The organism is Vreelandella sp. 2A-K22 (genome assembly GCF_054065485.1).
Genome location: NZ_JBSUGC010000004.1, coordinates 49,982 through 76,389, shown reverse-complemented (window position 1 = coordinate 76,389; position 26,408 = coordinate 49,982). Strand labels below are relative to the sequence as shown.

Below are 26,408 nucleotides of genomic sequence, written 5' to 3'. Positions count from 1 at the left end.
TATGCATGATGATAATCATCAGGAAGACGGTCACCAGGATGAGTGGTCATTAGAGACGCTGGCTATCCGTGCGGGCCATCAGCGCACCTTCGAGCAAGAACACTCGGAGCCTATTTTTCCGACCTCAAGCTTTGTCTACGAAAGCGCTGCAGAAGCGGCGCGTAAATTTGGTGGGCAGGAGCCGGGCAACGTCTACTCGCGCTTTACCAACCCGACAGTGCATACCTTTGAGCGCCGCCTGGCGGCCCTTGAAGGTGGCGAGCGTTGTGTGGCCACCAGCTCGGGTATGTCCGCTATTCTCTCCACTGCGCTGGCACTGCTTTCCGCAGGGGACGAGATTGTGGCCTCCCGGTCGCTATTTGGCTCGACGGTTAGTCTGTTCGATAAGTATCTAGGTAAGCTGGGTATTACCACGCGCTATGTGGAACTTTCCAGCGTTGCTGCCTGGGAAGCGGCGATTACTCCCAAAACGCGGCTACTGTTTGCCGAAACGCCCTCAAATCCACTGTCAGAAATTGCCGATATTTCGGCCCTGTCTGCGTTGGCAAAACGTCACGATGCGCTACTGGCGATAGATAACTGCTTCCTTACCCCGGCACTTCAGCAGCCCTTGGCGTTAGGTGCTGACTTGGTTATTCACTCAGCGACCAAGTATTTGGACGGCCAAGGCCGTGCAGTTGGTGGTGCCGTGGTAGGTAGTCATGCGCTGCTTGAGGAAGTGTTCGGCGTGGTGCGCACCTGCGGGCCTTGCTTGAGCCCCTTCAACGCGTGGATTTTTACCAAGGGCCTGGAAACCCTGTCGCTGCGTATGAAAGCTCACTGTGAAAACGCCTTGACCCTGGCGCGTTGGCTGGATGCCCACTCGGCGGTTAAGCATGTGTTTTATAGCGGCCTGGAGAATCATCCTCAGCACGCTTTGGCTAAACAGCAGCAGAAAGGGTTTGGCGCGGTGCTGGGTTTTGAAGTGAAAGGAGGACAAGAGGGTGCGTGGCAGGTGATCGATGCAACCCGAATGCTTTCGATAACAGGGAATTTGGGTGACGTTAAATCCACTATTACTCATCCGGCCACCACTACCCATGGGCGTTTGTCTGATGCTCAGAAAGAAGCGGCGGGTATTGCGCCAGGGCTGATCCGCGTGGCGGTAGGGCTTGAGAGTCAGCAGGATATCCAGCGCGATCTTGCTCGTGGCTTGGATGTTCTGGCTGGCTAATTGATGTTAAGCAATCCTACACAGTCACGAAAACCCACCTTTGAAGGTGGGTTTTTCGTACTTTTGAAACCTAATGGGTCATATGCTGTGCAAACAAAGCCCCCTTATTTGTTTCAAGAAGCGTTGCGGTGAGGCAGGTCTGACAGCGCAACCTGGTCTTCATTGCTGGAAGAGTGATTGATGTGAGAGCTCGGAGCAACAACGGTGTTGTTCTTTGCATCGCCGTTGACCAAAGGCAAATCAGCTGGTGTCAGGTGCACGCTGTCAGTGCTGTAATTCGCTGAAGAGCTAGGCTGAATAATCTGGTTAAGCTCGCCAGATCCCTGTTCAGCTAGAACGGCAGTAGAAGTCAATGTCATGGCAATAGCGGTGATAAGGGTCATTTTTTTCATGATTGGCGCTCTCTAATAGAAAGTTTATGTACCGTTTTTCGGTCATTGCTGGATGTCCTTTAGGACATGCATTAATAGTAAGCGTGCAAACAAAATTATAAAATTGGTTATATTTGCTTTTTTTGTTCGATTTTATAGAATGGATCGGCTTTGTCTTTTTAGAAAGACGAACTGCGTAAAAATTGTTACCTGGTTATTCAATGGTTTTTACGAATGAAATATCCTGCTTTTTTCAGCGGTTTTTATTAGCTTCTAGCGGTAAGGTTCTGGGCGTGGACGAATAGCGTAATCCAAGATCTGATAAGCGCGTTGGCTAAGTTGAAGCAGCCATAGATAAAATGAGGAATAGCACAATGTGGCGTAACAGTCGCAACGGTTGGGGATTGATTAGTATTCTGTTTCATTGGCTAAGCGCGCTGGCCATTATTGGTCTGTTTGCACTGGGCTGGTGGATGACTGACCTGGGCTATTATGACCCTTGGTATAATCAGGGGCCGTGGGTACACCGCTCGATTGGCATCTTGCTATTGTTTGCTACCTTTGCGCGTTTGGTATGGCGCTTCGTACAGCCGACGCCCTACGCCGAGGGGAGTCGATTAGAAACTATTGCTGCCCATCTCGGTCATATTGCGCTCTATGTGCTTCTAATAGTCGTTATGGTGAGCGGTTATTTAATTTCTACTGCTGATGGACGTGGTATTAGTGTGTTTGGTTGGTTTGAGGTGCCGGCGTTGCTATATGACTTGCCCAATCAGGCAAGCCAGGCGGGCACCGTACACTGGTACAGCGCCCTGGCGTTGATGATCCTGGCAGCGGGCCACGCCCTTGCTGCTGTTAAGCACCATTGGTTAGGTCGGCATAAAACCTTGGTACGCATGTTAAACCCAGCGCATAGCCAAGCTGGCAATTAAAACGCACCAAGTTAATGACGTTGTCTGTATACACGTTTTTCTAAACACTGCGGGTAAGATAATTGACTGCCCGCGGTGCCTATTAAGTAAAGCAAGGAGCAATTCAATATGTTCAAGAAGACAGCATTTGCATCCGCGATCGCCGCTGTAGCGCTGGTACCTTTGAGCCAAGCGCAGGCAGCTGATTATCAGATTGATACCGAAGGTCAGCACGCTTTTGTTCAGTTTAAAATTTCACACCTGGGCTTCTCCTATATTCTAGGTAGCTTTGAAGAGTTTGAAGGTCAGTTCGCCTACGATCCTGAAGATCTCGATGCATCTTCTGCTGAAATCGAAGTACAGGTGGATAGCCTGACCAGTAACCACGCAGAGCGTGATCGTCATATTCTGAGTGGCGATTTCCTCAACGCCAGCGAATTCCCGACCGCTACCTTCACATCAACAGGCTTTGAATCAACGGGGGATGATGAAGGCGTGCTGACCGGTGATCTGACCCTGCATGGCGAAACTCAAGAGATTGAAATGCCGGTTAAACTGATGGGTGAGGGTGATGACCCTTGGGGTAACTACCGCGCTGGTTTCGAAGGCAGCACCACGCTGACTCTGAGCGATTACGGAATCGACATGAGCGATTTCCCAGAATCCATGCATGAGCTTGAGCTATACGTCACGTTTGAAGGTATTCGTCAGTAAAGAGTACTCTTAGTTAAGCGCCATCACCCCGTTAGGGGTGGTGGCGTTTTTGCGTTTAAGGCGAATAAAGGGAGAGTTGGCTTGGCAATTGTGATGCATCAAAAAGAGTTGGCGATAACCCTATGGCGGCAAACTTGGCCAATGGCCATCGGGGTGTTGGCGCTATTGGGTTTTCAACTTGTTGATAGCGCCTTTATTGCCCGTTTGGGTACCGCACAGCTAGCGGCGCAGTCGTTCACCTTTCCGCTGTCATTTTTGATTATCGGCATTCAAGTGGGTATGGGTATCGCTATTGCGGCACTTATTTCCCGGGCGCTCGGCGCAGGGGAAGGGGAGCGAGCGAGGCGCTTGAGCAGCCTGGTATTAATGGCAGGTGGCGGAGTGATTGGTCTGTTGGCGTTTGCCTTGTGGGTGTTCCATGTGCCCGTTTTTCAGCTCCTTGGCGCCGATGAAACGACGCTTTCCTATATCCATATTTACTGGGGGCCGCAACTGTTGTCCGCCTGGCTGGGAGCACTGCTCTATTTCAGCTACAGCATTTTCCGTGCCCATGGCGATACCCGTTTACCAGGTAAAATGATGGTTCTCAGTAGTGTTGTGAACCTGGTGCTCGATCCACTACTGATTTTTGGTGTCGGCGATTGGGAGGGTTGGGGATTGCCCGGTGCTGCCTGGGCAACTGCAATTGCCTTCTCAGTGGGTCTGTTGGTCACTACACGTAAACTGCTCAAACGCCAGTGGGCATCGCAGCAAGGCCTATGGCTAGAGGCGAGGCAGTCGTGGCGGCCGTTTACTGGCATTGCCGCCCCCGCGATGGTCAGCCAACTGATGCCGCCCTTGGCTGCGATGCTGGCAATCTCAGTGGTGGCGGGTCTGGGTGAAAGTGAAGTAGCGGCCTGGGGGTTGGCGAGCCGTTTGGAAACGCTTTCCCTGATGGTTATTCTGGCTATGACCATGTCGCTACCGCCGTGGTTAGGACGCTGCTATGGTGCCGGAGATTGGGGGCAAATTCAGCAGCTTATGCGTTTGGCGGTAAAGGTCGCGCTGGTTTGGCAGCTTAGTCTGGGCGTGCTACTGGCTCTGGGGGCTCCCTGGCTAGCCATGGCCTTAGCAGGCAATCCAGAGGTACAAAACGAGCTGACCCTGCTGATTCGCTTTCTGCTGCCAAGCTACGCAGCGCTGGGCGTTTGTATGTTAGTGGTTTCGGCGGGCAATGCTCTAGGTTGGCCGCTGCGAGCGATGCTGCTATCCAGCGCACGGCTGTTTATCTGCTATTTACCCTGCCTGTGGTTAGGTTCACAGTTCTTCGGTTGGTGGGGGCTGGCGGCGGGCGCCGCCGTAGGCAACCTGCTGGCAGGATTGATGGCGTGGCAAGTCATGCGGCGCATTCTTTCCCGCCCGCATCGGCAGGCGGGATTCGTTAATTAACGCAGGCGCCCAGCTTCCTGAAAGGAGAAGTAGATAAACAGCAGCGCCATCCCTAAGTAGCCCATCACGAACTCGGGGGCAGCATTGAATGACAGTTCGGGGGCGTGCATCAGCCCAACGAAGGAAAAGCCCGCGGCAATGGCAGCGAAGGCGGCCGCGCGTCGGAACTGGTGATCAATCACCGATACCGTCATAGCGCCCAACAGAATGGCCATAAACATAGCCCCTTGGCCCATCACCACAATGGCACTGGATATATCGGTGACGACCTCACCAGCCCCGCGGTTAAAGCGCGTCATCACGTAGTTGGCGAAGTAGGGTAGCATGGCCAACGCCACGGCAGGATAGTAGCGTGTGTCGTTGGACTGAAACGCGGTGGCAATCATCGACATACCGACAAAGACCAAAATCGGTGCGACCACTGAAACGGGAATGATTGCGGCTAGGGCAGCGATTAAGCCGAACATGGTAGCCAGCGCATATACCGCGCCGTTGAGCAGGCTGTAGCCCCGGCCTGCGCCCATCCACTTGGCCCCTACGGTGGCAATATAGACCGTGGTAGGAAAGACGCCGCCAAACAGCGCGCCAATCATGGTGCCTGCGCCATCAACCGCCTGACACTCCCGCACATCGTACTTATCGCCTGCGGCCTCCATCGCCTCGACGTTGTTCATCGTCTCAATGGCGTTATAGAGCGTAATCGGCAGCACCACGGTGAGTACCGCCAGCATACTGGTCAGCAGTAATCCCAGCCCTTCAAACCAGGCTAGGTTGGGAAGTAATGGATAAAAGCCCAAGTGCGTGAACGCATCGCTAAAGCGCTCGGTGCCGGCGTCGCCAATCAAATAGGCCATGGTGGTGCCGACGATAATGGCGAATAGTGAGGTGGGGAGTTGAAACGGCATACTCACTCGTGCGACCAGCCCAACAATAATGATCGCTAGCACCAGTAGACCAATAATCGGCATTTCCAGCGTTTTGAACAGCATTTCACCGGCGATAAACGTCAGTGCGACACCCGCAACGGCGCCCAGCATGGCAGCGCGCGGTAGGTGGTACTGCACCCAGCGGCCAATTATGCTGATTGCGGCTTCGATGGCGCCGCTGATAAAGCAGGCGGCGACGGCTACTTTCCAGGCCATTTCTGCATCACCGGTGAGCTGTTTGGCGGGTAGCAGTACGCCGAATAGAAACACAAACATAACCGGCGTTGAGATACCGTAAGAGAGCGCCGTTACATCGGCACGGTTCTCCTTGCGGGCCAGTCTTGCCGCGCTCCAGGCATAGTAGAAATTACCGACCATTACCGCTACTGCCGCGCCTGGCAGCACCTGCCCATAGACAATGGAAGAGGGGAATCCCATGCCCAGCATGGTGATGGCAATAATGACAAAGTTGGCAATATTGTTTTGGAACAGGGCGAAGAACGCGTCGGTGTCTTCTTTTTTGTACCAGGGGTAGTGGGTGCTGGCAGCCGCCATGTTAGGCCTCTTGATTATGGTGTGTTGTATACAAGGCAACGCTGAGTGTGCCGAAGTGTTGACTAATCGGTCAAGTATTCAGCACACAAAAACGCCCAGGTAGGCCTGGGCGTTTGTAGTGCGGCAATGCTTGCTAGCTAGTCGTTGACAGCGGCAATCGCTTTGGCCAGGTAGGGCAGGTTCTCATGGGAGAAGCCCGCTACGTTAGCGCGACCCGAGCGTACCATGTAGATGCCAAACTCATCGCGCAACCGATCTACCTGTTCCGGCGTTAAGCCTGTGTAGGAGAACATACCGCGCTGTTCAGCTACGCAGGCGTACTTCTCGTCCAGGCCATAGGGTTTCAGTGCTTCAACGAAATCGCGACGCAGAGTATTGATACGGTCACGCATTTCGGTGAGCTCTTCACGCCATAGCGCAGTCAGCTCAGGGTCGTGGAGAATCTCGCTGACGATAGCGCCGCCGTGTGCAGGCGGGTTTGAGTAGTTTTCCCGTGCCACGATCGCGACCTGTGAGCGAATGTTGTCCATCTGCTCGCTGTCTTTTGCCACCATGATCAAGCAGCCGGTACGCTCACAATAAATACCGAAGTTCTTGGAGCAGGAGCTGGTGATGATCGCTTCGTCGAGGTTTTCCGCCAGTAAGCGAACGCCGTAAGCATCCTCGTCCAGCCCTTCGCCAAAGCCCTGATAGGCAAAGTCGATCAGCGGCAGCAGCTTGCGCTCACGGACGATCTCTAATACTTCCTGCCACTGGTCGTGGGAAAGGTCAAACCCGGTCGGGTTATGACAGCAGGCGTGGAGTACGACTACATCGCCTTCTGGAATGCTTTTTAGCGCTGTACGCATACCGTCGAAGTCGAGACGGTTGTCGGGGTCAACGTAGGGGTACTTGTGCAGCTCAATACCCGCGGCGGTAAAAATACCGTGGTGGTTGGGCCATGTTGGGTCGCTTACCCAGATACCTTTGCCCGGCAACTGAGTGGAAATGAAGTCGGCTGCTAGGCGCAGGGCGCCGGTGCCGCCAGGCGACTGGGTAGCGCTGGCACGGTTGGCTTTGAGTACCGGTGACTCAGCACCGAAAACCATGGGAAGTACTACTTCACCATAGCTGGGCGCGCCGTGAGAACCGATATAGGTTTTCGTCGTTTCATTCTTGAGCAGGCGAGCTTCTGCTTCCTTAACGGCGCGCATTACCGGCGTATTGCCTTGGGTATCGCGGTAAACACCAACACCTAAATCCACCTTTTGCGGATTGGTATCTTTCTTGAAAGCTTCGATCAGCCCGAGAATGGCATCTCCTGGGACTCGCTCAATATGCTCAAACATTTATTCGGCTACCTCGTCGGTTCTGGCGGCAAGAATGAAGTCATTAAGATGCAGGCCTTTAATAGCGTGAGACCACCACGTGACGGTGGCTTTGCCCCACTCGGTCACGATAACGGGGTGATGGCCAGCCTGCTCTGCAATATCGCCAACGCCTTGGGTAAATGCCAATGCGCTGGCAAAGTCACGGAATTTAAAACTTCGCGACAGCTTCATGATGCCATCGTGCTCGACAATCTGCCACTGGCTGAGGCTTTTTAGCCGCTCTTGGGCTTCATCTTTACTTAAAGGTTGAGCATCTTTGCTGCACGGTTCACAAATGGCGTCGGCTAGCCTTGTCATTGTTTGGCTCCTGCAATTGAGTATGCCTTATCAGCGTAGATGGCAAACGCAGTCACGACCAACGTCTTTGGCGCTATACAGCGCCTGGTCGGCCCGCTCGATCAGACTCGTGAGGGGTTCGCCACAGCGATATTCGGCAACCCCAATACTCAGCGTCACTTGGCCTGGCCCCATACCGAAGTCGCGTACACTGATAGCCTGGCGTAAGCGGTCAGCAAGTGCATGGCATTGCTGCAGCGGAGTAAGCGGCAGCACGACCATAAACTCTTCTCCTCCCAACCGAGCCACCATGTCTTCGCAACGCAGCAGCGACTGGGCGTAGGTTGCCAACTGTTTAAGCACATCATCCCCGTGCAGATGTCCCCAACGATCATTAAGCCGCTTAAAGTGATCAATATCGATCATCATGATGGAGAGCGGTGTGCCGTGGCGGGCGCTAAGCGATGCAACATGGGTTAAGTGCATCATGAGCTTGCGCCGATTGGGGAGTTGAGTCAGGGGGTCTGTATCGCATAGTTTGCGCAGCCGCTGCTCTTCGCTGACTTGATCGCTAATATCCATCATTATGCCGTTCCACTGCACGCCATCGACGACGGGCTTTGGTTTGGCGCTAACCGCAATCCAGTGTGGTTTGTCTTGTGGAAACGGTAGCCTAAAGCGTGTGGTTAGAGGCAACATCCAGCGGGCTGAGCGTTCGATAGCGGACATTATCTTGGGGTGGTCGTTGCCGGTCAGTTGCTCAACTAGCTGCCCTGCATTTTCGGCGAGCAGTTCCCGGTCAATATGTTTGAGAGCCACGCCGCCGCCCTCCAAGTAGGGGAACCGCATATGGCCATTGCGCGCGCGATGAAACTGAAAGATAACGCCTGGTATGTGGGGTACGAGGTGGTCTGCACTGACTCGCTCTGGTGCGTCTATATCATTCACGGGCATGCGTGAATCTCCAAACATATGCCAATTTAAATTCGATCGTGAAGATTAGCCCTAAATACGTAATCAGGATGTAAGCCATTGCAGACAAAATGGCTATTATCTATATTTTTTTAGAATATATATGTTCTATTTATATATATTCGATTGCATTATAAGCAATAGACAAGGTGTTATTGGCATTTAGTGGTAAAATTAATTACTTTTTTGCATATTAAAAAACTTTTTTATTCCTGGGGTGGATTCTTGGAAGCAGGACGAGAGCAAACGGCTCAGCCATACGGCCTGGTAAGTCTAGTGGGCGCGGGCCCTGGCGACCCGGAGTTATTGACGCTAAAAGCGTATAAGCGACTGCAGTCCGCTGAAGTGGTGCTGTACGACCGCTTGGTTAGCGGTGAAATAGTCGCCTTTATACCGCCACAGGCGCAGCGATTTTATGTGGGTAAAGCACGCTCTCTGCACAGCGTCCCTCAAGAGGGGATTAATCAAGCGCTTGTAAAGTGGGCTCAGCAGGGTAAGCGTGTCGTGCGCCTTAAAGGTGGTGATCCGTTTATTTTTGGCCGGGGCGGAGAGGAGCTTGAGGCGCTGGTGGCAGCACAAGTGAGCGTGGAAGTCATCCCAGGGGTGACGGCGGCATCAGGCTGCGCGGCGTATGCGGGCATTCCTTTGACCCATCGCGACCATGCCCAGTCGGTGCGTTTCATCACCGGGCATTTACAGCAGGGGGAGTGTGAGCTTGATTGGGATGCGTTAGCGCGGCCTGGGCAAACCTTGGTGTTTTATATGGGGCTGGGCACCGTAAAGGTGATCAGCCAGGCGCTGGTTAAGCATGGTTTAGCGCCAGACACACCGCTGGCGCTGATTGAACAGGGCACGACCCGCCGACAGCGTACCCACGTGGGGACGTTATCTGGATTACCAGATACTTTCTTGGCGGGCCACATTAAACCGCCTACGCTGCTAATAGTGGGCAGCGTAGTGTCACTGCATACCACACTGGATTGGTTTGATGCGCTGAGCGGAGAGGCCTCTGGTTTTCATGAGGGAAAGCATCCTCCTTCTGGCTAAAATAATAATCGTTCCTGCTTGTCTTGTAACGCAGTAGCAACATTTGTACACGATTTTGCAAACAGACTGGCTAGATACAGTGAGCTGTGTATGCTGAAGGGGGAGAGCATTCACGGTTAGCGCATTACCTATGTACTTGATCATCGCGCAACTGATTGTTGTTAGCTTGGACAAACGTTAGCTAAGACCATAGAGGAACGCATAATGTCGGAAGCAAACCACTCGGATCACCAGTCGCCTGCCAACAAGCCAGAACCGGCTAAAAAGTCGGACATGAAAACCCTCTTTCAAGATAACCGGGTAAAAGCGATTGCTGGTATCGCCGCCATTGCCGTTATCTGGGCCATTATGGCGCAGTCTAATGCAGGTTCTCGCCAGGATCGTGTCAATAGCTTAGAAGAGCAGCTCGCCAGCGCTGAGCAGGAAAATAGCCAAATGAGCCAGCGCATTAGCGAAATTGAGGAAGCTGAAACCAATTTAGCCGCGCTGCAAGAGGAGATGGCGTCCCTTGAGGCTCAACAGCAAGAGGCCAGCTCGTCGCTTGAGAGTGCCCAAGGCAATGTCAGCGATGTGCAGTCGCGTTTAGAAGAGCTTGAGTCCGAGCGCGATGCGCTGGAAGAAGAAATTGCCTCTCTTAATGAGCAGGTAGAGAGCGCTGAAAGCGAGATGACTGCGTTGCGCGAAGAGCGTGATCAAATCACCAGCACTCGGGATGAGGCGGAAAGTGCCCTCCAGCAAGTAGAAGAAGCGCGTTCTAGTGCTGAAGAAGCCCGCCAGGAGGCTGAGGCTGCCCGTCAGGAAGCGGAGCAGCAGCGTCAGCAAGCGATCGAAGAGCTGGGCAATACCGAAGATGAGTTGTCCTCGCTGGAAGATCAGATTAGCCAGTCAAATGAACAGCTAAGTGGCTTAGAAGAGGAAATTTCGAGTGTCCAGAGCGAGCTTGGTGAGCTAAAAAATGAGCGTGACTCACTCACCAGCGAACGCGATGAGCTGCAAAGTGATGTTGATTCGCTAACGGCGCTGCGCGAAGAAGAAGAGCAGAGCTTGAGTCAGGTGCGCAGTGAGCTGGATGACGTCATGGTTGCCCTGGATATTGGGCGTGAAGAAGTGGCCAGCGTTGAGAGTGATATCGAAAAGCGTGAAAGCCAGCTAGAGCGTTTAGAGAGCCAGTTAAGTGAATGGCGCGATGAGCTGTCGACATTAGACAGCCGTTTGGCCGATGCAGAAGAGTCAGCGGGTGAGGCTGCATCATCTTCCCCGAGCAGCTCTTCTGATAGCTCGTCGAATGGGGGCTCGTCAGATGGGAACTCTTCAAGTGAGAGCGCCAATGACAGCGATGGTGGCAGTGAAGAGTCGCAGCAAAACGCTGGCTAATAAGTGGCGGGATAGTAATGCTGTAACGCACCTTTCGCGTTAGAAAAGTGAGGGCGGATGTCGGGGAACCGGCATCCGCCCACTTGTTGTTGGTTTATGATTTTGGCTGTGAGGCGTATCATTCACTCAACGTTAATTCAGTTATTAAGAGCTTAAAACGAGGAGTGCCATTGAATGGATGGGGTTAAACATATTATTGCAGTGGCATCGGGCAAGGGAGGCGTGGGAAAATCCACCGTCACCGTGAATTTGGCATTAGCGCTGGCAGCACAGGGCTATCGCGTGGGTGTCCTGGATGCGGATATCTATGGACCCAGCCAGGCACAAATGCTCGGTGTTAAAGAGGGTACGCGCCCCCAGGCGGCAAGTAATGACAAATTCCTTCCGCTCCAGGCCCATGGCATTCAGGCCATGTCGATGGCATTTATGGTCAATACCCGTGAGCCAATGGTGTGGCGCGGGCCGATGGTAGTGGGCGCGTTTCAGCAGATGCTGACGCAAACCCAATGGGATAATCTCGATTTTCTATTGATCGACATGCCCCCAGGTACTGGCGATATCCAACTGACCCTGGCCCAGAAAGTGCCGGTGGCAGGGGCGGTGATTGTGACCACCCCACAGGATATTGCGCTGTTAGATGCCCGTAAAGGGATCGAAATGTTCCGCAAGGTCAACGTGCCGGTGCTTGGCGTGGTGGAAAATATGAGCCTCTACCACTGCGAAAAGTGCGGCCATGAAGCGGCTATTTTCGGCACAGGTGGTGGCGATAATATCGCCCAGGAGTACGATACCCAAGTACTTGGACGCCTGCCGCTGACGCTCTCCATCCGAGAGCTGACAGATTCGGGACGCCCGAGTGTGGTATCCGAACCTGACGGGGCGGTGAGTCAAACCTTTGCGACTATTGCCCAAAAAGTCGCTGAAGCGGTTAGCGCGAATCAAGGCGACGGCCCAACTATTTCCTTTAGTGAGTGATAACGACATAAATGAGTATCAAATCTGATAATTGGATTCGTCGCATGGCCAAAAGCGACGCGATGATTGAGCCGTTTGAAGCCGAGCAAGTGCGCTACGTGAACGAACAGCGCGTGATTTCCTACGGCACCTCAAGCTACGGTTACGATGTGCGCTGCTCAGACGAATTCAAAGTCTTCACCAATATTCACTCAGCGATTGTTGATCCCAAAGCGTTTGACGCGAACAGCTTCGTCGATATTAAAGGCGATGTCTGTATTATTCCGCCGAACTCTTTTGCGCTGGCGCGCACGGTGGAGTATTTCCGTATTCCCCGTAACGTGCTGACTATTTGCCTGGGGAAATCCACCTACGCGCGCTGCGGCATTATTGTCAACGTGACGCCGCTGGAGCCCGAGTGGGAGGGCCACGTTACGCTGGAATTCTCTAACACCACCAACCTGCCGGCAAAAATCTACGCTCATGAGGGCGTCGCCCAGATGTTGTTCTTAGAGTCCGACGAAGTATGCGAAACCTCGTATAAAGACCGGGGCGGAAAGTATATGGGGCAGCGTGGGGTAACCTTGCCGCGTACCTAGTTATACGAAGTACATTGCTACAAAAAAGCGCCTTACGGCAAAAACGTAAGGCGCTTTTCAATGCTTATGATGACGTTTTCATGCTAATCCTGCGACTCTTCGTCGAGCTCCTCATCAAGCTCTTCTGCAGCATCAGCGTGGGAAAGCCGCATACCGTGTTCCGGTAGCAGATGACCGTCCATTTTGGCGCCTTCGGCACTGAACTGCAGCCTGCCTTCCAAAAACCACTGCACTGCAATCGGGTAGATTAGGTGTTCCCGGGAGCGAACCTTCTCTTGCAGTGTTTCAGCCGTGTCGTCCGCGTTGACCAGCAGCTCCGCTTGCAGTACCACTGGGCCACCGTCTAGCTCTTCGGTGACGAAGTGAACGCTACAGCCGTGGCTGGCAACACCGTCTGCCAGGGCGCGGGCGTGAGTGTTGAGCCCTTGGTAGTCTGGCAGCAATGAAGGATGGATATTCAGCATACGGCCCAGGAAGCGCTGCACAAAGCGAGGCGTCAAAATGCGCATAAAGCCCGCCAGTACAATCAGATCCGGCTCGTGACGCTCAATGACTTTGATCAAGGCGCCGTCGTAGGCTTCGCGACTATCATACTCCCTGTGGGGGAGGGCAACCGCTTCAATGCCCGCTTCGTGTGCGCGTTTCAAACCATAGGCGTCAGCAATATTGGAAATCACTGCGACAATCTCACCGCCGCCTAAGCGGTCGTGGGACTGAGCATCAATCAGCGCCTGAAGATTGCTACCGCTGCCAGAGATAAGCACGACAATGCGGCGTGCACCGAGAGGCTCTGGTGTTACGTCTTTAATGGTATCGCTCTGGTAGTCCGTATTGGTCATGCCGAGAGGTTCTCCAAAATAACGGCGTCCCCTTGGCGTTCAACGATCTGCCCTAGACGATAAACGGATTCGCCTTCGGCTTCCAGGTGAGCCATTGCCTGTTTTGCTTGATGCTGCGGCACCACAACGACCATCCCAATACCGCAATTGAGCACGCGGTGCATTTCAGTTTCATTCACGTTTCCATTGGCCTGTAGCCAATCAAACACGGCTGGTCGCTGCCAACTGGCAATATCAATATGCGCAGCGAGGTTGTCCGGCAGTACGCGAGGAATGTTTTCAAGCAAACCGCCACCGGTGATGTGTGATAACGCATGCACGGCAATCTCGCTACCGCGCATCAAAGAGAGCAGTGATTTGACATAGATACGGGTGGGGGCCATCAGCGCATCGCCAAGGGTTTTACCGTCGATGTCGGTCTCTAGCGAAGCGTCGCTAACCTCAAGGATTTTACGAATCAATGAGTAGCCGTTGGAGTGTGGCCCGGATGAGGCAAGTCCCAATATGACATCGCCTTCGGCCACTTTGCTGCCATCTAAAATATTTGCTTTTTCAACCACGCCCACGCAAAAGCCCGCTAAATCGTAGTCGCTGCCTTCGTACATGCCCGGCATTTCGGCGGTTTCGCCGCCTACCAGGGCGCAGCCAGCCAATTCGCAACCAGCGCCAATGCCGGTGACAACGTCAGCAGCAATATCCACATCGAGCTTACCCGTGGCATAGTAGTCAAGAAATAGCAGCGGTTCGGCGCCAGCCACGATAAGGTCGTTGACACACATGGCGACCAAATCAATACCAATGGTGTCGTGCTTGCCAAGATCCATTGCCAGGCGCAGCTTGGTGCCGACGCCATCGGTACCTGAGACGAGCACGGGCTGCCGATAGCCCGCGGGGATCTCGCATAGCGCGCCAAAGCCGCCAAGCCCGCCCATGACTTCGGGGCGAGTCGTGCGTTTGGCAACGTGTTTAATGCGGTCAACAAGGGCGTTACCGGCATCGATATCGACGCCTGCATCCTTATAGCTGAGGGAAGGAGTAGCCGAAGAAGAAGAGGTCTCGGTCATGACAGATCCTGTGAAGCAAATAGCGGTGCTGGTAGTGCTGGCGAATTGGCCAGTGCTGGGCTTAACTTTGGCGGATTGTAACACTCAGCGACGCTGGCCGCACCGCCGTCGCGCAGGATGAAAAGCAGACGCGCGACTTTCGTTCATTTGCGGCATAGTAGTGGCGGATGAAAGTTAGTAGTGGCGAGTGAAAGTTAGTAGTGATAAGTAAAGTGTGTCGTGATCAGTGCCATAGTAACGATAAGTGATATTTAGCGGATTACATCCACGTTTGAGAGGGAACTATGCGGAATTCTTGGTGGGGCGTCCTATTTTTGGTGGTAATAGGCGGTTTAATTTATTTGTTAGACGCGGCGCTGATGCCTTTTATTGCTGGGATGATTCTCGCTTACTTAGCTGACCCGCTGGCTAACCGTTTCCAGCGCTGGGGCATGAATCGGCCGTTCGCGGTGAGCAGTGTGTTTTTAGTACTGTTGGTCGTCCTCGTGGCGAGCCTGTTGATATTGATCCCGCTGCTTGTTCAGCAGCTTAAACAGCTGGGCGAAGCTATTCCGGGTATCTTCAATTGGGTAGAAAATACGCTTGCTCCTCAGGTACAAGAGTGGACAGGTTATGACTTGACCGCGGAGTTAACCAACGCGCGCGAGACGCTGGTCGAAAACTGGCGCGATGCTGGTGGCTACCTAGCCCAGGCGCTAGGCCAAATTGGCCGCTCCGGTATGGCGTTTGCCTCTTGGATCACCTATGTGGCACTTATTCCTGTGGTGACCTTCTATTTGCTTTTGGACTGGAACCGCCTGCTGACCAATATTGCCAATCTAGTGCCACGCCAGTGGGCGGATGATACCTTCCGGTTGGCGCGTCGCTGTGATGAAGTGTTGTCATCGTTTCTACGCGGCCAACTGCTGGTAATGCTCTGTTTAGGGATTATTTATGCGGTGGGCTTAACGTTGATGGGGCTCAACTTTGGCCTATTGATCGGCTTTGTGTCCGGACTGGTGAGCATTGTCCCGTTCCTGGGTTTTATTGTCGGCTTGGTGATTGCCCTTGTTGTGGCGCTGTTCCAGTACGCCACCTGGTGGGCGGTGTTAGGCGTTATCCTGGTGTTTAGTATTGGCCAAATGGCCGAGAGTGTGATTCTCCAGCCTAAATTGTTGGGCGATAAGATTGGCCTGCATCCGGTCGCGGTTATATTCGCCGTGCTGGCGGGGGGGAATCTGTTTGGCCTAACAGGGGTGTTGTTGGCTCTGCCTGTTGCCGCGGTGATTCTAGTGCTGCTAAAAGAAGTAAAAGTTCGCTATCAGCATAGCGAGTTATACGACGAACAAAATACTGATAAACATACGCCAATCATTGAGGTCAGCTCTTCACATAACGATGAGCTGGGCCATCATGATGGACGGGAGTCACCATGAGCCGAGCACCGGCACAGCTTCCCTTGGGAATTGGTCTGCGTGATGACGCGACCTTTGATAATTATTATGTGGCGCGTGCAAATACGCCGCTGGTAGAACACCTTACCCAGCAGCTTACCCCGGAGGGGGAGCAGTTCCTCTATCTGTGGGGCGCGCCAGGGGTAGGGCGTAGCCATCTTTTACAGGCGGCGTGTCATGCGGCGTCCGATGCAGATAAACGAGCACTGTATCTCCCCCTGGATGACTTGGGCCACTTTCCGCCATTAATGCTGGAAGACATCGAGCGCCTGGATCTGGTCGCCATTGATGACCTGGAGTGTGTGATTGGTCGTAAGCGCTGGGAGGAGGCGCTGTTCCATGCTTTTAACCGGCTAAGAGATGCTGGCAAGAAATTAGTGATTGCCGCCAGTGCTTCACCGCGTCAATTAAACGTGGTGCTACCGGATTTGGCTTCGCGCCTGACCTGGGGGGTAACGTTTCATGTTCACCCTTTGGAGGATGACGAAGAGCGTTTGGCAGCGCTAAAGCTGCGCGCCAGTGTGAGAGGGATGCAGCTCCCCGATGATGTTGGGCGCTATATCTTGCATCGTGGCCCCCGCGAGTTAGGTGAGCTGTGTCGCGCGGTGGAGACTCTGGATAAAGCATCGCTCTCAGCCAAGCGCAAGCTTACTATTCCCTTTGTGAAATCCGCCCTCGGTTGGTGAAACGGCTGGTACAGAAATGCTAAAGGCAACGACTAAAACGCCCCTGTCAGCGAGAGCCGACAGGGGCGTTTTATAAAACATGCTTGCTAGCTTACTGTTTCAATAAGCGATTAAGCGGTTTTGTTCAACTTGCTAGCAGCGGTTTGCGCCTGCTTAACGTTGTCTTCGGTAATTTTCTGGCTTTTCTGGATAAAGTCCTGCTGCAGAGATACGACTTTATCGGTATCGCCTTTAACACGCTCAGCCAACTCTTTAGCTACCTTTTGCTGGCCTTCCATGTAACTACGCAGGCCCTCTGCGTCTTTTACTTCCATCATTTGGCGCATTTGCGCAATGCCGGTGTCGGCATAAGCTTTGCTGGCGTCCATCTGAGCGTTAATCATTTTTTCGCTGTAATCGATGCTCAGCGCCATGTAAGCGCGTACTGGCGCCATGAACATGTTGTCAAACTGCTGAGTCATTTCGTTAGTATTTAATGTACGCATCGTCATACCCTCCTGGGGTTAGTCTTACCAAAAGCAGCTATCCAGAGGTTGGCGCTGCTTATTTAATTGGGTAGCTTTATTTATAAGCTATCTTGCAGTGCAGCATAGCAACTGTTTTTGTGCAGTGCAACATTTGGTTTTTGGCATTTTAAAGTGCACGGGGCAAGAGCCTGTTTACCCCTATGGTCTAACCAGCTAGCTTGAAGGCAGTGGATGTGGCTTTAGCGAGTGAACGATAGGTCGGCTATGCGCTCAGATAAGCATCACCATTAATCTTACTGATGGGAGAAAGAGCAATGGCAACACGGATGGAACGCGATAGCATGGGCGAGTTGGAAGTGCCTTCTGAGGCTCTTTATGGGGCACAAACCCAGCGGGCAATCAATAACTTCCCTGTCTCTCATTCGCCCATGCCCCCGGCCTTTATTCACGCTGTCACGCGTATCAAGCTAGCGGCAGCCCGGGCTAATCAATCGCTAGGAGGGCTTGATAGTGCGCGGGGGGAAGCGATTCAAAAAGCGGCGCGGGAAGTGTTAACGGGCAAGCATGACCAGCACTTTCCTATCGATGTGTTTCAAACTGGCTCAGGTACCTCCACCAATATGAATGTCAACGAGGTGTTGGCTACATTGGCAAGCCGTGAAGGCGTTGAGGTAACCCCGAACGATCACGTCAATATGGGGCAGTCCAGCAATGATGTGATTCCCACGGCCATTCACCTGTCGGCTGCCATCGCGGTGCACGAATCGTTGCGCCCAGCCCTTGTCCACCTGCGTGACACTATCGACAAGCGGGCCAGTGAGCTGAGCCATGTGGTAAAAACCGGTCGTACTCACCTCATGGACGCCATGCCGCTGCGTATGGATCAAGAGCTGGGTGCTTGGTCTAGCCAACTAGGTCAGGCCATTGAGCGCTTTGATAGTGCCATGAAACGGCTGTGCCGATTAGCTCAAGGTGGTACGGCCGTGGGGACCGGCATTAACGCTCCTATCGGTTTTGCTGAGCAGGTCGCCCAAGAGCTGAGCGAACAGACCGGGTTGATGTTTACCCCTAATGACAGCTTCTTTGCCAGCCTCTCGTCTCAGGATGCGGCGGTAGAGCTCTCGGGGCAGTTGAAAGGCTTAGCCTGCGTGATTATGAAAATAGCCAACGACCTGCGCTGGATGAATTCGGGGCCGCTGGCGGGGCTGGGCGAGATTGAGCTCGAGGCGTTACAGCCCGGTAGCTCAATTATGCCTGGGAAGGTTAATCCTGTTATTCCTGAGTCAGCCGCCCAGGCCGCTGCACAGGTTATTGGCCTGGATACCGCGATTACCGTGGCCGGGCAGAGTGGTAACTTTCAACTGAACGTGATGTTGCCGTTGGTGGCTTCCAACTTATTAACGTCTATAAGCTTGATGAGTAATACCGCTCGATTGCTGGCTGATCGTGCGATTGCCACCTTCAAGGTTCGTGAAGATAACCTGGAAGGCCCGCTGGCCAGAAATCCCATTTTGGTAACGGCGCTAAATGGCGTGATTGGCTATAACGCCGCCGCCGCTGTCGCCAAAGAGGCTTACCAGGCGGGGAGGCCAATTATTGATGTGGCGGAGGAGAAAACTGACCTTGATCGGGAGACGCTAGAGCGGCTGCTGGATCCGGTCGCGTTAACGCACGGAGGCATTCCTGAGTAACACGTTTAAGGTCAGCTATCTTTAGGCCAACCGCGTTCAGGTTTCCTGCTTTTCGGTTTTACCTTCCTGAATCGTTTCGCTGGCCTCGCTGCGCTCCTCAGCATCGGCTTCGGGCGTTTCATGCTCATCTTGACGCGAAGGGCGGTAGCAAAAGGTGGCCAGTATCGGGAAGTGGTCGGAGCCGAAGTAACTCAGGCGCTGCATGCCGACTAAGGTGAAGTGTTCGGTCACAAAAATGTGGTCAAGGGGCCAGCGCAACACGGGATATTTGGCGTGGAAGGTGCTGAATAAACCACGTCCCCGGCGTGGGTCGAGCATGCCGCCAACGCGGCAGAAAAGTCGCGTAGTGCGCGACCACGCTACATCGTTCAGATCCCCGGCGACCAACGTTGCTTGGGGATCTTCATGAATTTTCTTGCCGACCAATAGCAGTTCAGCATCCCGCCAAAGGGATTTTTCACTCTCACTGGGGGCCGGTGGACGGGGATGTAACGCGTAAAAGCGAATGCTATCGCCGTTAGCAAGCGTCACTCGGGTGTGAATAGACGGGATGTCGTCCTGAATTAGCCACTCCACCGAGGTGTTAGAGAGCTCCAGGTGCGAGTAAAGGTGCATGCCGTAAAGGTTGTCGAGCGGGATTTTAACGCTGTGCGGCCACTGCTCTGCGAGAGCCGGATCTAACTGATCTTGCCACCACTGGTCTGACTCCAGGGTCAGTACTATGTCGGGCTGATGCTGTTTAATCATATCGATCAGCGCTTGGGCCTGCCGGTTAGGGGTCAGTACGTTAGCGATCAGCAGCGTGATCGTTTTATCTGAATCGTTACTCTTCGCCGCCTTGACCTGCACCGGCCACAGCGGTGTCCAGGGCAGAATATAGTAGACTTGAAACAGTAAAGTGATGCCTGAGGCGAGCAGGGCTACCCATAGCCAAGGGCCAGGCTCAACGAAGATAGCGGCTAATAGCCAAGTGATTAAAGCTAGGCAAGCGATCTGCAGGCGTGGAAATTCAAAACTGCGGATCCACCACCAGTGTAAATGTATTCTTGCAATCAGCGTCGCCAATAACAGTACGATCGCTATGCTTCCTAGCAAAATACCCAGCATGGTTTATCTCCCTATAGAACACCCAGCACCTTGAAGCGCTAAGCCTAGCGCTAGAAGGTCACAGGTGTCGAATTGAGCCTCTATTCGTAATGGGTTTAAGGCTGGCGGGAGAGGGCGCGCAATGGAAAAGAACTTGCAATTCAGTGATAAGAGCGTAAGATATGCATCCGTTGCAAGGCGCGCGGCTATCCAATAGCCCATCTCAGAAAGTGCAATAGAACAGATAGCGCAATAGAACCATAGCTCAGTTGGTTAGAGCGCCACGTTGACATCGTGGAGGTCGGCGGTTCAAATCCGCCTGGTTCTACCAGCCTTATGCCACACCTCTTTTCAGGACCATAGCTCAGTTGGTTAGAGCGCCACGTTGACATCGTGGAGGTCGGCGGTTCAAATCCGCCTGGTCCTACCAGCTTTTATCAAAAACGCCCCAGGCAGTGATGCTTGGGGCGTTTTTGTGTGGGTGTTATATGGCGTTTTTTATTTTGTAGACTATAGCTTTTAACTAGCTCTTTTGAATTAGGTCGGGTAGGTCAGTTTGGCGCATAAACGTTGCTATCAGGGCCTCAATGCCTGCTTGGTCTTGTTGTGTGAAGCGCGCCTCCAGCGGGCTATCCAAATCCAGTACGCCCCATAGGTTGCCATCGACTACGATGGGAATCACCAGTTCAGAGCGAGAGTTGGCGTCGCAGGCAATATGGTCGGCAACCGCGTGTACGTCGTCCACTCGCTGGGTGGTTTGTTGGCGAGCAGCCGCGCCGCATACGCCTTTGCTAAAGGGAATCGGGTGGCAGGCGGGCTGCCCCTGAAAAGGGCCTAGACCTAACACATCAGGCTGGCGTTGAAGGTAAAAGCCTACCCAGTTTAAGTCGCTAAGCTGTTGGTGAATAAACGCACAGGTTTGCGCGCTGTTGGTGAGCCAATCACGTGTATCGAGCAGCGCTTCAAGCTGTCGATTGAGAAGAGGGTAGTCAACACTGTTTTGCATGAGGGATCCTTTGCTACAAACGCAACAGGCCGACACTTTTGCATTTGGGGTTACCTATGCGTGTCGGCCTGACGTCATCTATTGATGGCTTGCGGTATTACTCGATCCAGCCAGGAACTGCTGCGCCTTTGAATAGTTCTTCGGCTTTCTCGATCACTTCATCACGCTGATAGGCGTCGACCAGTTGACGAATCTCTTCACGCTCTTCGTCACCGCCGCGAACCGCGATCAGGTTGACGTAAGGAGACTCGGGGCCCTCTTTGATCAAGGCGTCATCCAGGCTTAGGCCAGCAGGCTGAGCGAAGGTGTTGTTGATGAACGCCATGTCGACATCGGGCAGCACGCGGGGGAGCTGGGCGGCTTCAATTTCGCGGAAACGGAAGTCGCGGGGGTTTTCAGCGATATCGATCGGTGTTGATTCGAGAAATTCTGGATCGTTAAGGGTGATCAGGCCTTCGTTGTGCATCAGGATCAGCGCGCGACCTTCATTTGAAGGGTCATTGGGCAGTGCGATTTGTGCGCCGTCAGGCAGGTCGTCGATACTGTCGTATTTTTCTGAGTAAGCACCAATCGGGTACACGAAGGTGTAACCAGCGATTGCCAGGTCATAGCCACGATCGTCGACCATCGACTGCAAATAGGGTTCATGCTGGTAGGCATTGGCATCTAGGCTGCCGTCTGCAAGGGCTGCGTTCGGGGTAACGTAGTCAGTGAACTCGATGATTTCTACATCAAGGTCGTACTCTTCTTTGGCAATGCGCGCCGCAACTTCCATCACTTCTGTTTCAGGGCCCGCAACGGTGCCCATTTTGATGCTGCGCGTTTCAGCATTGGCGACGTTAACGGCAAGCGCCAGGGCGGTAAGGCTGCCAATAATCAGTTTTTGCATGAATCTCTCCAGTGGCATTTTGATAGATGGTGCAATGATGCGGCAATAAAAAACTGTTGTCTAATGCATTTTGGTTATAATGGATGACAAATAAACGAGTGGTTACTTGCGATCGCTTTTGCGTACCAAGTAGTCGCCCAAGCTCTGAAAACCCTGCACCATGACGACCAAAATCACCACGGTAATCAGCATGATGGTTGGGTTGAAGCGGTTATAGCCGTAGCGGATACCTAAGTCGCCGAGACCGCCACCGCCCACTGCGCCGGCCATGGCGGAGTAACTTACCAGCGTGACAACGGTAATGGTTAAACCCGTCATGATCCCGCCGCGAGCTTCCGGAATCAGTACCTTGCGAATAATTTGCCAAGGCGTTGCGCCCATGGCTTGGGCGGCTTCAATTAACCCTGGCGAGATTTCATTAAGTGCAGCCTCGACAAGCCGAGCGACAAACGGAATAGCGGCAATTGTGAGCGGTACCGACGCGGCATTAATGCCAATCGAGGTGCCCACCAACATGCGCGTAAAAGGAATGATCGCTACCATCAAAATAATAAACGGGATGGAGCGACCAACGTTGGTAATAATGCTCAGTACTTGATTAAGTACGGGCTTCGCCAATATTTGCCGTGGGCGTGTAACGTACAGCATTACCCCAAGGGGCAAGCCGACGAGGGTAGAAATAAGTCCTGAAACGGCCACCATATAAAGGGTATCCAGCGTGGCCTGTAAAATGAGATCAATCATTGCGCTGGACATGGCCGAGTACCTCCACTTGCAGTTGATGAGATTCGAGATAGTGCATGGCTTGCTGGGTTTGCGTCGGAGAGCCGAGTAGTTCCGCAATCATCAGGCCCAGGGTGCGCTCCTGAATCGACTCTACTTTTGCTTGTAAAATGCTGACATCGACCCCGCACTCTCGAGCAAGGCGGGAAATCAGCGGCGTCGAGACTGCATCGCCAGAGAAGGTTAGGCGTACCACAGGGTGGGTGTTTTCGCCTGGGGCATCAAGGAGTCTCTCAATCAGCTCTTTGGGCGGTGTTAGCTGGAGGAAGTCGTTAAGAAACTCACGACCAAGCTGGGTACGCGGAGCGGTAAAGAAGTCGCCGACTTCAGCGTCTTCCACCAGTTCGCCGTCCGAGATCAAACTCACCCGGTGGCAAATCGATTTGACCACTTCCATCTCGTGGGTGATCAGCAGGATGGTAATGCCCAGTTGGTGGTTAATATCGCGCAGCAGTTCCAGTATTGAACTGGTGGTTTGTGGGTCTAGCGCAGAGGTTGCCTCATCACAGAGCAACACCTGCGGCTTGCTGGCTAGCGCCCGGGCGATCGCCACACGCTGTTTTTGACCGCCGGAAAGCTGAGCAGGGTACTGGTTGGCCTTATCTGCCAGGCCTACCATCTCCAGGAGCGGGATAACGCGATCGCGGACGGTGTGGCGTTTTTGCCCCATTAGTTCTAGAGGCAGGGCAACGTTGTCGAACACCGTGCGTGTGGTCAATAGATTAAAGTGTTGAAAAATCATGCCAATACGGTGACGCGCACGATTAAGCGCGGCGTTACTCAGCTGGGTCATTTCCTGACCATCGACCGTGACGCTGCCGTTCGTGGGGCGCTCTAAGAGATTAACGCAGCGAATTAGCGTTGATTTACCTGCGCCGGAGAGGCCGATGACGCCGTGAATAGTGCCTTTGGGCACACTGAGAGTGGCATTTTTGAGTGCATGGACGGCATTTGCGCCGCTGCCCTTGTTGTTACTGAAATAGGTTTTACTGACGTTGCTAAGTTCAATCATAGCGTCTGCCTTAACGGTAGGCCGAAGACGGAGTGCGGGATGCGAGCTGGGGGAGGGCCAGTATCGAATAGAAAATAAAAAAGGCCACCCCAATGGGTGGCCATCAACGCTGGACACACCCGTTTAGCTGCACTTCACTCAATCAGTAGGCTAAATACTAAGCCATAGACTAGGTGGACGCCCGCAATCTGGGTACAAATCGGCGTCATTACATTTGCGGCAAAATTTTAGAGATAGGTCGCTGCCTTGTCAATTTTATCCATCTGATTTTATGTTGTAAGTCGCCGAGTCAGCATTATTTTCTGATTTTTATAAATATTTAAGTTTTTAGTTCTGTGCGTGCGTTTTTAAAGATGTGCAGCTGGATGAGGTTACCTTGAGTTGAAAGCAGCCATAGAAAAGTCAATGGCGTAGAATGGCAAGATCAAGAAACCCTCAAGGCAGAATGCACGGCGGTGAGGGAGCAGTAGGAAGCTTGCGCCATTCATTGAGCGCTTTTGCTACGTGCTCTTTACGAATTATTTGAATTACACGGCTTTTTTATTAGATGAGGAGAAAGCGCCTTATGTTTACTGGCATTGTGCAAGGGGTAGCCAGGGTTGTGGCGGTACGCGAGCTGGATGATTTTCGCGTGCATGTGTTGGAAATGCCCCCCGCGATGCGCGAAGGGCTTGAGGTCGGAGCGTCTGTTGCTCATAACGGCGTTTGCTTGACGGTAACGGCCATAGAGGGGGATAGCGTTAGTTTTGATTTGATGCGTGAAACGCTGCGATTGACTAATCTTGGTGCAATCACCCCTGGGCAATGCGTCAATATAGAGCGCGCGGCGCGCTTTGGTGATGAGATAGGCGGACACTCCATGTCAGGCCACATCATTTCCATGGCAGAAGTGGTGGCCATCGAAGAGGCGCCCAACAACCGTCGGCTATGGTTTTCGCTGCCGGAACGACTGGGCCGATTCGTGTTTGAAAAGGGCTATATCGGGGTGGACGGTATTAGTTTGACCATTGGGGATGTACGCCCCACTGAAAGTGGGGATGTGGAGTTCAGCGTCAATTTAATTCCTGAGACACTTTCGCGTACCACGCTTCAAGATCGAGCCCCCGGGGATCAGGTCAATATTGAAATTGACCCGCAAACCCAGGTGATCGTTGAAACCGTTGAGCGAGTGCTTTCTCAAAAAAGCGGCGTTTAGTAAGTGACGCGGCAATGGCAATAATCAGCTTTTTTGGTTAATGGGTTGACCGATCGGTTAGTTCATGGCCTAAAGATTGCTAGACATTAGGCGGCGGGCGATTTCCGCCAACATTGGTCGCTACGCTGAGGCGCTCGCATCACAGCGAGCGTTTCGGTAGTATGTGCGGCTTTTCTCAGCACCAGAACGCATACTCATGCGGCGTTAGCGCTAAGGATAAAAAGATTCATGAAACTTCTGGATAACTATTTCAAGCTCTCCGAGCACAAAACCAACGTGAAGACAGAAGTTATCGCCGGGATCACCACCTTCCTGACGATGGCCTATATCATCTTTGTCAACCCGAGCATTTTGTCTGAAGCGGGGATGGACTACGGCGCAGTGTTCGTCGCCACTTGCCTAGCGGCAGCGATTGGCTGTTTCGTCATGGGGATGTGGGCTAACTACCCGATAGCTCAGGCGCCAGGCATGGGTTTGAATGCCTTTTTCACCTACGGCGTGGTGCTGGGGATGGGCTATACCTGGGAAGCTGCGCTGGGGGCGGTGTTCTTCTCAGGTCTAACGTTCTTCTTGTTGAGTATTTTTAAAATTCGCGAGTGGATCATTAACTCCATTCCTATGACGTTACGGTTGGGGATCGCCGCTGGTATTGGCCTTTTCCTGGCAATGATAGCGCTTAAGAACGCCGGTATCGTGGTTGCCAACCCCGCGACCTTTGTTTCCTTAGGTGATCTTTCCCAACCCGCGGCTATTTATGCGCTGCTGGGCTTCTTTGTGATTACCGCGCTCTCTTACTTGCGAGTGACTGGTGCCGTCATGATCGGGATTTTGGGGATTACTATTGTTGCAATGGTGCTCGGCCATAATGAGTATGGGGGCCTGATGTCGATGCCACCCTCTATTGCACCTACCTTTATGGCGATGGATTTGATGGGCGCGCTGGATGTGGCGATGCTTAGCGTGATCTTTGCCTTCCTGTTTGTGGATCTATTTGATACCTCCGGCACCCTGGTAGGCGTTGCTCACCGCGGCAAGCTGTTGGACAAGGATGGCAAGTTGCCGCGCATTGGCCGCGCTATGATGGCCGACAGCACCGCGTCAATGGCGGGTGCCGCCTTGGGTACTTCCACCACCACGAGCTACATTGAATCGACTGCGGGTATCGCGTCGGGTGGCCGTACTGGGTTAACGGCGGTAGTGGTTGGTGTTCTGTTCCTGATCAGCCTGTTCTTCGCACCGCTGGCGGGTTCTATTCCGGCCTACGCTACCGCAGGTGCGCTGCTGTATGTGGCGGTACTGATGGCAGGAAGTTTGGCTCACGCGAACTGGGAAGACCCCACCGACGCCGCGCCGGTACTGATTGCTGCCCTGGCGATGCCGCTGACGTTCTCGATTGCCGAAGGTATTGCGCTTGGCTTTATTAGCTATGTGGCGATCAAGGCGCTGTCGGGCCGTTTTGCCGACCTGAATCCGGCGGTGATTATTTTGGCGTTGCTGTTTGCGACAAGATACCTTTTCTTGGTTTGATTGATCATTACCACTTTTTA

General features: G+C 53.2%; 27 protein-coding genes and 2 tRNA genes. 16 read left to right on the top strand and 13 right to left on the bottom strand.

Features of this window, described 5'->3' with window-relative positions:
* Nucleotide 1 precedes the first annotated feature (1 nt).
* Nucleotides 2-1,213: an O-succinylhomoserine sulfhydrylase gene (locus tag ACW17M_RS06610; RefSeq protein WP_009286951.1), complete on the top strand. Its 1,212-nt coding sequence runs from the start codon at nt 2-4 to the stop codon at nt 1,211-1,213.
* A gap of 113 nt (nt 1,214-1,326) precedes the next feature.
* Here the strand turns inward: ACW17M_RS06610 and ACW17M_RS06605 are convergent, their stop codons facing one another.
* Complete coding sequence (locus ACW17M_RS06605) at nt 1,327-1,605, bottom strand: hypothetical protein (protein ID WP_022523225.1); 279 nt, start codon at nt 1,603-1,605, stop codon at nt 1,327-1,329.
* Nucleotides 1,606-1,958: 353 nt separating this feature from the next.
* Between ACW17M_RS06605 and ACW17M_RS06600 the strand changes: the two genes are divergently transcribed.
* The 3 genes from ACW17M_RS06600 to ACW17M_RS06590 all read left to right on the top strand — a co-directional run bounded on the left by ACW17M_RS06600 (nt 1,959) and on the right by ACW17M_RS06590 (nt 4,637).
* Complete coding sequence (locus tag ACW17M_RS06600) at nt 1,959-2,516, top strand: cytochrome b (protein WP_022523226.1); 558 nt, start codon at nt 1,959-1,961, stop codon at nt 2,514-2,516.
* A 108-nt stretch (nt 2,517-2,624) separates the two neighbouring features.
* Nucleotides 2,625-3,209 carry a YceI family protein gene (locus ACW17M_RS06595; RefSeq protein WP_457547070.1) on the top strand — a complete coding sequence of 195 codons (585 nt, stop codon included), beginning with the start codon at nt 2,625-2,627 and terminating at the stop codon, nt 3,207-3,209.
* Nucleotides 3,210-3,302: 93 nt separating this feature from the next.
* Nucleotides 3,303-4,637: an MATE family efflux transporter gene (locus tag ACW17M_RS06590; protein ID WP_457547190.1), complete on the top strand. Its 1,335-nt coding sequence runs from the start codon at nt 3,303-3,305 to the stop codon at nt 4,635-4,637.
* On the opposite strand, the gene ACW17M_RS06585 is transcribed toward ACW17M_RS06590, so the two are convergent.
* From ACW17M_RS06585 to ACW17M_RS06570, 4 genes are all read right to left on the bottom strand, one after another.
* Nucleotides 4,634-6,118 (bottom strand): uracil permease, encoded by a 1,485-nt coding sequence (locus tag ACW17M_RS06585; protein WP_039859042.1) that lies wholly within the window; start codon nt 6,116-6,118, stop codon nt 4,634-4,636. The two genes, ACW17M_RS06590 and ACW17M_RS06585, sit on opposite strands and share 4 nt — an antisense overlap.
* A gap of 137 nt (nt 6,119-6,255) precedes the next feature.
* On the bottom strand, nt 6,256-7,446 hold the full coding sequence (locus ACW17M_RS06580) for an amino acid aminotransferase (protein ID WP_009286948.1): 1,191 nt from the start codon (nt 7,444-7,446) through the stop codon (nt 6,256-6,258).
* Nucleotides 7,447-7,785, bottom strand: a complete 339-nt coding sequence (locus ACW17M_RS06575; RefSeq protein ID WP_022523230.1) for a 4a-hydroxytetrahydrobiopterin dehydratase — start codon at nt 7,783-7,785, stop codon at nt 7,447-7,449. It abuts the gene before it with no gap.
* A gap of 30 nt (nt 7,786-7,815) precedes the next feature.
* Entirely contained in the window at nt 7,816-8,718 is a 903-nt protein-coding gene (locus ACW17M_RS06570; protein ID WP_022523231.1) for a GGDEF domain-containing protein, read from the bottom strand.
* A 243-nt stretch (nt 8,719-8,961) separates the two neighbouring features.
* On the opposite strand from ACW17M_RS06570, the gene cobA reads away from it, so the two are divergent.
* The 4 genes from cobA to dcd all read left to right on the top strand — a co-directional run bounded on the left by cobA (nt 8,962) and on the right by dcd (nt 12,710).
* Nucleotides 8,962-9,783 carry a uroporphyrinogen-III C-methyltransferase gene (gene cobA, locus ACW17M_RS06565; RefSeq protein WP_051430467.1) on the top strand — a complete coding sequence of 274 codons (822 nt, stop codon included), beginning with the start codon at nt 8,962-8,964 and terminating at the stop codon, nt 9,781-9,783.
* Nucleotides 9,784-9,987: 204 nt separating this feature from the next.
* The gene (locus tag ACW17M_RS06560; protein ID WP_027957472.1) at nt 9,988-11,157 is read left to right on the top strand and encodes a coiled-coil domain-containing protein; all 1,170 of its coding nucleotides are present in this window, start codon (nt 9,988-9,990) and stop codon (nt 11,155-11,157) included.
* Nucleotides 11,158-11,331: 174 nt separating this feature from the next.
* Entirely contained in the window at nt 11,332-12,132 is an 801-nt protein-coding gene (gene apbC, locus ACW17M_RS06555; protein ID WP_009286945.1) for an iron-sulfur cluster carrier protein ApbC, read from the top strand.
* Between the two features lie 11 nt (nt 12,133-12,143).
* Nucleotides 12,144-12,710: a dCTP deaminase gene (gene dcd / locus ACW17M_RS06550; protein ID WP_009286944.1), complete on the top strand. Its 567-nt coding sequence runs from the start codon at nt 12,144-12,146 to the stop codon at nt 12,708-12,710.
* A gap of 83 nt (nt 12,711-12,793) precedes the next feature.
* Here dcd and purN read toward each other — a convergent pair whose 3' ends face one another.
* Together purN and purM are read right to left on the bottom strand one after the other, a co-directional pair.
* A complete protein-coding gene (gene purN, locus ACW17M_RS06545; protein ID WP_009286943.1) occupies nt 12,794-13,549 on the bottom strand; it encodes a phosphoribosylglycinamide formyltransferase in 756 nt (251 codons plus the stop codon).
* Nucleotides 13,546-14,613, bottom strand: a complete 1,068-nt coding sequence (gene purM / locus ACW17M_RS06540) for a phosphoribosylformylglycinamidine cyclo-ligase (protein ID WP_022523235.1) — start codon at nt 14,611-14,613, stop codon at nt 13,546-13,548. Before purM ends, purN begins: the two co-directional genes overlap by 4 nt.
* On the opposite strand from purM, the gene ACW17M_RS06535 reads away from it, so the two are divergent.
* The 3 genes from ACW17M_RS06535 (at nt 14,612) to hda (ending at nt 16,732) form a co-directional block, all read left to right on the top strand.
* Nucleotides 14,612-14,734, top strand: a complete 123-nt coding sequence (locus tag ACW17M_RS06535; RefSeq protein ID WP_255200381.1) for a hypothetical protein — start codon at nt 14,612-14,614, stop codon at nt 14,732-14,734. The genes purM and ACW17M_RS06535 overlap by 2 nt on opposite strands.
* Nucleotides 14,735-14,897: 163 nt before the next feature.
* A complete protein-coding gene (locus ACW17M_RS06530; protein WP_009286941.1) occupies nt 14,898-16,028 on the top strand; it encodes an AI-2E family transporter in 1,131 nt (376 codons plus the stop codon).
* Nucleotides 16,025-16,732: a DnaA regulatory inactivator Hda gene (gene hda, locus ACW17M_RS06525; RefSeq protein ID WP_009286940.1), complete on the top strand. Its 708-nt coding sequence runs from the start codon at nt 16,025-16,027 to the stop codon at nt 16,730-16,732. Before ACW17M_RS06530 ends, hda begins: the two co-directional genes overlap by 4 nt.
* Nucleotides 16,733-16,842: 110 nt before the next feature.
* On the opposite strand, the gene ACW17M_RS06520 is transcribed toward hda, so the two are convergent.
* Nucleotides 16,843-17,217, bottom strand: coding sequence for a phasin family protein (locus ACW17M_RS06520; protein ID WP_039859040.1), 375 nt, complete (start codon nt 17,215-17,217; stop codon nt 16,843-16,845).
* Nucleotides 17,218-17,513: 296 nt separating this feature from the next.
* Here ACW17M_RS06520 and ACW17M_RS06515 point away from each other — a divergent pair, with 296 nt between their 5' ends.
* Entirely contained in the window at nt 17,514-18,890 is a 1,377-nt protein-coding gene (locus ACW17M_RS06515; RefSeq protein ID WP_027957468.1) for a class II fumarate hydratase, read from the top strand.
* 36 nt (nt 18,891-18,926) lie between these two features.
* On the opposite strand, the gene ACW17M_RS06510 is transcribed toward ACW17M_RS06515, so the two are convergent.
* The gene (locus ACW17M_RS06510; RefSeq protein WP_009286938.1) at nt 18,927-19,997 is read right to left on the bottom strand and encodes an endonuclease/exonuclease/phosphatase family protein; all 1,071 of its coding nucleotides are present in this window, start codon (nt 19,995-19,997) and stop codon (nt 18,927-18,929) included.
* Nucleotides 19,998-20,230: 233 nt separating this feature from the next.
* Between ACW17M_RS06510 and ACW17M_RS06505 the strand changes: the two genes are divergently transcribed.
* Both ACW17M_RS06505 and ACW17M_RS06500 read left to right on the top strand, forming a co-directional pair.
* Nucleotides 20,231-20,307 (top strand) — tRNA-Val (locus ACW17M_RS06505).
* Between the two features lie 22 nt (nt 20,308-20,329).
* Nucleotides 20,330-20,406 (top strand) — tRNA-Val (locus ACW17M_RS06500).
* A gap of 93 nt (nt 20,407-20,499) precedes the next feature.
* Here ACW17M_RS06500 and ACW17M_RS06495 read toward each other — a convergent pair.
* From ACW17M_RS06495 to ACW17M_RS06480, 4 genes are all read right to left on the bottom strand, one after another.
* Nucleotides 20,500-20,982, bottom strand: a complete 483-nt coding sequence (locus ACW17M_RS06495) for a GAF domain-containing protein (RefSeq protein WP_457547069.1) — start codon at nt 20,980-20,982, stop codon at nt 20,500-20,502.
* A gap of 97 nt (nt 20,983-21,079) precedes the next feature.
* Entirely contained in the window at nt 21,080-21,871 is a 792-nt protein-coding gene (locus tag ACW17M_RS06490) for a MetQ/NlpA family ABC transporter substrate-binding protein (RefSeq protein WP_007114419.1), read from the bottom strand.
* Nucleotides 21,872-21,973: 102 nt separating this feature from the next.
* The gene (locus ACW17M_RS06485; RefSeq protein ID WP_022523240.1) at nt 21,974-22,627 is read right to left on the bottom strand and encodes a methionine ABC transporter permease; all 654 of its coding nucleotides are present in this window, start codon (nt 22,625-22,627) and stop codon (nt 21,974-21,976) included.
* Nucleotides 22,608-23,666: a methionine ABC transporter ATP-binding protein gene (locus tag ACW17M_RS06480; protein ID WP_457547068.1), complete on the bottom strand. Its 1,059-nt coding sequence runs from the start codon at nt 23,664-23,666 to the stop codon at nt 22,608-22,610. Before ACW17M_RS06480 ends, ACW17M_RS06485 begins: the two co-directional genes overlap by 20 nt.
* Nucleotides 23,667-24,231: 565 nt before the next feature.
* Here ACW17M_RS06480 and ACW17M_RS06475 point away from each other — a divergent pair.
* Entirely contained in the window at nt 24,232-24,861 is a 630-nt protein-coding gene (locus ACW17M_RS06475) for a riboflavin synthase (RefSeq protein WP_022523243.1), read from the top strand.
* A gap of 228 nt (nt 24,862-25,089) precedes the next feature.
* Nucleotides 25,090-26,388 (top strand): NCS2 family permease, encoded by a 1,299-nt coding sequence (locus ACW17M_RS06470; RefSeq protein WP_009286934.1) that lies wholly within the window; start codon nt 25,090-25,092, stop codon nt 26,386-26,388.
* Nucleotides 26,389-26,408 lie beyond the last annotated feature (20 nt).

What these genes read in the sequence shown, in the direction of transcription:
- ACW17M_RS06610 (WP_009286951.1), top strand. Translation starts at nt 2, where the DNA reads ATGCATGATGATAATCATCAGGAAGACGGTCACCAGGATGAGTGGTCA.
- ACW17M_RS06560 (WP_027957472.1), top strand. Translation starts at nt 9,988, where the DNA reads ATGTCGGAAGCAAACCACTCGGATCACCAGTCGCCTGCCAACAAGCCA.
- ACW17M_RS06535 (WP_255200381.1), top strand. Translation starts at nt 14,612, where the DNA reads ATGACAGATCCTGTGAAGCAAATAGCGGTGCTGGTAGTGCTGGCGAAT.
- purN (WP_009286943.1), bottom strand. Translation starts at nt 13,549, where the DNA reads ATGACCAATACGGACTACCAGAGCGATACCATTAAAGACGTAACACCA.
- ACW17M_RS06510 (WP_009286938.1), bottom strand. Translation starts at nt 19,997, where the DNA reads ATGCTGGGTATTTTGCTAGGAAGCATAGCGATCGTACTGTTATTGGCG.
- ACW17M_RS06585 (WP_039859042.1), bottom strand. Translation starts at nt 6,118, where the DNA reads ATGGCGGCTGCCAGCACCCACTACCCCTGGTACAAAAAAGAAGACACC.
- ACW17M_RS06475 (WP_022523243.1), top strand. Translation starts at nt 24,232, where the DNA reads ATGTTTACTGGCATTGTGCAAGGGGTAGCCAGGGTTGTGGCGGTACGC.
- ACW17M_RS06595 (WP_457547070.1), top strand. Translation starts at nt 2,625, where the DNA reads ATGTTCAAGAAGACAGCATTTGCATCCGCGATCGCCGCTGTAGCGCTG.
- ACW17M_RS06495 (WP_457547069.1), bottom strand. Translation starts at nt 20,982, where the DNA reads ATGCAAAACAGTGTTGACTACCCTCTTCTCAATCGACAGCTTGAAGCG.
- dcd (WP_009286944.1), top strand. Translation starts at nt 12,144, where the DNA reads ATGAGTATCAAATCTGATAATTGGATTCGTCGCATGGCCAAAAGCGAC.
- ACW17M_RS06605 (WP_022523225.1), bottom strand. Translation starts at nt 1,605, where the DNA reads ATGAAAAAAATGACCCTTATCACCGCTATTGCCATGACATTGACTTCT.
- ACW17M_RS06600 (WP_022523226.1), top strand. Translation starts at nt 1,959, where the DNA reads ATGTGGCGTAACAGTCGCAACGGTTGGGGATTGATTAGTATTCTGTTT.
- hda (WP_009286940.1), top strand. Translation starts at nt 16,025, where the DNA reads ATGAGCCGAGCACCGGCACAGCTTCCCTTGGGAATTGGTCTGCGTGAT.
- purM (WP_022523235.1), bottom strand. Translation starts at nt 14,613, where the DNA reads ATGACCGAGACCTCTTCTTCTTCGGCTACTCCTTCCCTCAGCTATAAG.
- ACW17M_RS06530 (WP_009286941.1), top strand. Translation starts at nt 14,898, where the DNA reads ATGCGGAATTCTTGGTGGGGCGTCCTATTTTTGGTGGTAATAGGCGGT.
- apbC (WP_009286945.1), top strand. Translation starts at nt 11,332, where the DNA reads ATGGATGGGGTTAAACATATTATTGCAGTGGCATCGGGCAAGGGAGGC.
- ACW17M_RS06520 (WP_039859040.1), bottom strand. Translation starts at nt 17,217, where the DNA reads ATGCGTACATTAAATACTAACGAAATGACTCAGCAGTTTGACAACATG.
- ACW17M_RS06575 (WP_022523230.1), bottom strand. Translation starts at nt 7,785, where the DNA reads ATGACAAGGCTAGCCGACGCCATTTGTGAACCGTGCAGCAAAGATGCT.
- ACW17M_RS06470 (WP_009286934.1), top strand. Translation starts at nt 25,090, where the DNA reads ATGAAACTTCTGGATAACTATTTCAAGCTCTCCGAGCACAAAACCAAC.
- ACW17M_RS06480 (WP_457547068.1), bottom strand. Translation starts at nt 23,666, where the DNA reads ATGATTGAACTTAGCAACGTCAGTAAAACCTATTTCAGTAACAACAAG.
- ACW17M_RS06515 (WP_027957468.1), top strand. Translation starts at nt 17,514, where the DNA reads ATGGCAACACGGATGGAACGCGATAGCATGGGCGAGTTGGAAGTGCCT.
- ACW17M_RS06570 (WP_022523231.1), bottom strand. Translation starts at nt 8,718, where the DNA reads ATGCCCGTGAATGATATAGACGCACCAGAGCGAGTCAGTGCAGACCAC.
- ACW17M_RS06490 (WP_007114419.1), bottom strand. Translation starts at nt 21,871, where the DNA reads ATGCAAAAACTGATTATTGGCAGCCTTACCGCCCTGGCGCTTGCCGTT.
- ACW17M_RS06580 (WP_009286948.1), bottom strand. Translation starts at nt 7,446, where the DNA reads ATGTTTGAGCATATTGAGCGAGTCCCAGGAGATGCCATTCTCGGGCTG.
- ACW17M_RS06590 (WP_457547190.1), top strand. Translation starts at nt 3,303, where the DNA reads ATGCATCAAAAAGAGTTGGCGATAACCCTATGGCGGCAAACTTGGCCA.
- ACW17M_RS06485 (WP_022523240.1), bottom strand. Translation starts at nt 22,627, where the DNA reads ATGTCCAGCGCAATGATTGATCTCATTTTACAGGCCACGCTGGATACC.